General features: G+C 73.3%; 3 protein-coding genes. 2 read left to right on the top strand and 1 reads right to left on the bottom strand.

From position 1 onward, the window contains the following. The coding region (locus tag DW299_RS01650) for an MBL fold metallo-hydrolase (protein ID WP_136035402.1) at positions 1 to 534 on the bottom strand (534 nt) is incomplete at its 3' end. A gap of 120 nt (positions 535 to 654) precedes the next feature. On the opposite strand from DW299_RS01650, the gene DW299_RS01645 reads away from it, so the two are divergent. Both DW299_RS01645 and DW299_RS01640 read left to right on the top strand, forming a co-directional pair. Next, positions 655 to 2,019: an MFS transporter gene (locus DW299_RS01645; protein WP_136034043.1), complete on the top strand. Its 1,365-nt coding sequence runs from the start codon at positions 655 to 657 to the stop codon at positions 2,017 to 2,019. After that, the coding region (locus DW299_RS01640) for an oxidoreductase (protein ID WP_446724776.1) at positions 2,016 to 2,327 on the top strand (312 nt) is incomplete at its 3' end. The genes DW299_RS01645 and DW299_RS01640, both read left to right, overlap by 4 nt.

Genomic DNA, 2,327 nt, shown 5'->3' with positions numbered 1-2,327 from the left:
GGCGAGCAGCACGTCGGGCTCCACGTCGCCGGTGAGGGACGGACGCGTGAACGACGCCAGGAGCTCGGCGTGGCGATCGCGGGGGACGCCCCAGCGCTCGACCGTATGGCGGTAGGCCGCGGGGTCGGTGGCTGCGGGATCGACCACGACACCCAGCACCCGACGCTCGGCGGACGACATCGCGATGCGGGCTCCCGTGCGGTCGCGGAGCCGTGCGGCAAGCCCGAGGTGGTCGGGGTGGTGGTGGGTCACGACGACCGTCGCGAGCTCGGACAGCGCGCGGCCGGCGGCGGCGAGCGCTTCCTCGATGCGGGACAGGTTGCCCGGGGTGTCCCACCCCGGATCGATCAGGTGCACGCCGTCGCCGCCGAGCACGGCGTAGGCGAGCGTGCCGGGCAGCGTACCCTCGGGGATCTCGACCGGGATGCACCACAGGCCGGGGGCGATCTCGGCGGGCGGGCGCAGTTCGCCGCGATCCCACGCCGTCCGCTCCGCCTCGTCGACGGGGACCACGTCGTCCGCTACCGCGTTCATGACACCACCCTAGCAATCGCTTGTTCATTTCACGAGATCCGGCTAGCCTGACGCCTGGGACGCGGTCCCGCGAGCGGGACGGTGACAGTGGAGTCGGGACGAGAGCGCCACGAGCGCGCAGTGGTCGCACTGCTCGCCGCATGCGGCATGCTGACCTCCCTGCAGTTCACGCTCATCGTGCCCATCCTGCCGCTCATGCCCGCCCTGCTCGGCACCACGGCCGCCGATGCGTCCTGGCTCATCACGGTCACCCTGCTCACCGGGGTGGTCGGCACACCGGTGGTGACGCGGCTCGCCGACCTGCACGGCCGCCGGCGGATGCTGCTCGTGGCCATGGCGCTGCTCGTCGCCGGATCGGTCATCGCGGCCGTCGTGCCCGGATTCCTCGCGGTGCTCATCGGCCGGGCGCTCCAGGGATTCGGCACCGCCGTGGTGCCGATCGGCATCGCCCTCCTGAGCGCCCTCGTCTCCCGCCGCCGCGCCGTGCTCGGCATCGCCCTCATGAGCGGCACGCTCGGCATGGGCTCCGCGCTGGGCCTCGTGCTCGCCGGGCCGCTGCTCGCGTGGGGCGGACTGCCGGCCGTGTTCTGGTGCTCCGCCATCGTGGGCGCCGTGTTCTGCGTGCTCATCCGGCTGCGCATCGATGAAGCCCCCACGCGACCCGTGCGGGGATTCGACGGCATCGGGGCCGTGCTGCTCGCGCTCGGGCTCACGGCCCTGCTGCTCGCCATCTCGCGGGGTCAGTACTGGGGATGGGCCAGCGTGCCGACGCTCGGACTCGCGGCACTCGCGGCCGCGGCACTGCTCGCCTGGCTGCTGTGGGAGCGACGGCACCCGGCACCGCTGATCGACGTGCGCACGAGCCTGCGCGCACCGATCCTGCCGATCAACGTGGCCTCGTTCTTCGCGACGGCCGGCATGTACGCCAACCACCTGCTCACCACCCAGGAGGCCCTGGCACCCGCCGCGACCGGCTACGGCCTGGCCACCACGACCGCCGCCGCCGGGCTCTTCCTGCTGCCGTCCGCCGTGACGATGATCGCCCTCGCGCCCCTCGCCGCCCGTGTGATCAGCCGCTTCGGCGGGCAGCGCGCCCTGCTGCTGGGGTCGTCGCTCATGGCCGCGGCGTTCCTGCTGCGGATGCTGTTCCACGGCGCGGCCCTGCCCGTCCTGCTCGGCTCGGCACTGGTCGGCGCGGGGGTGGCGTTCGCGTTCGCGGCGATGCCGTCGCTCATCACCGCCTCGGTCCCTCCAGACGAGGTCGCCACCGCGAACGGCGTGAACTCGGTCATCCGCACGCTGTCCGGCGCGGTCGTCGCCGCTCTCTTCGCGTTCGCGATCACCGCCCTGCCCTCGGCCGCCGATCCGTCCTTCCTGTCCGAGCAGGCGCTTCTGCTGTGCTTCGGCGCCGCAGCGCTGTGCGGTGCCGTGACCGCCGTGCTCGCCACCGTCCTCCGCCTCCCCCGTCTCCCGGAGTCGCCATGACCCTGTTCTCGCCACTGACCCTGCGCTCCGTGACGCTGCCCAACCGCATCGGCATCTCCCCCATGTGCATGTACGCGTCCCGTGAGGGCTTCGTGACCGACTTCCACGTCGCGCATCTCGGACGCTTCGCCCTGGGTGGTGCGGGGCTCGTGATCGCCGAGGCGACGGCCGTGCATCCGCGGGGCCGCATCTCGCCGTTCGACGCGGGGCTGTGGAGCGACGAGCAGGTGCCGGGGTGGGGTCGGGTCGCCGAGGTCGTGGGTGCCGCGGGCGCCGTTCCCGGGGTGCAGCTGGGCCACGCGGGGCGG

It is taken from the genome of Microbacterium sp. K35, from assembly GCF_004794375.1.
In the GTDB taxonomy this organism is placed as follows: domain Bacteria; phylum Actinomycetota; class Actinomycetes; order Actinomycetales; family Microbacteriaceae; genus Microbacterium; species Microbacterium sufflavum.
This window is presented reverse-complemented; position numbering and strand designations above follow the sequence as displayed.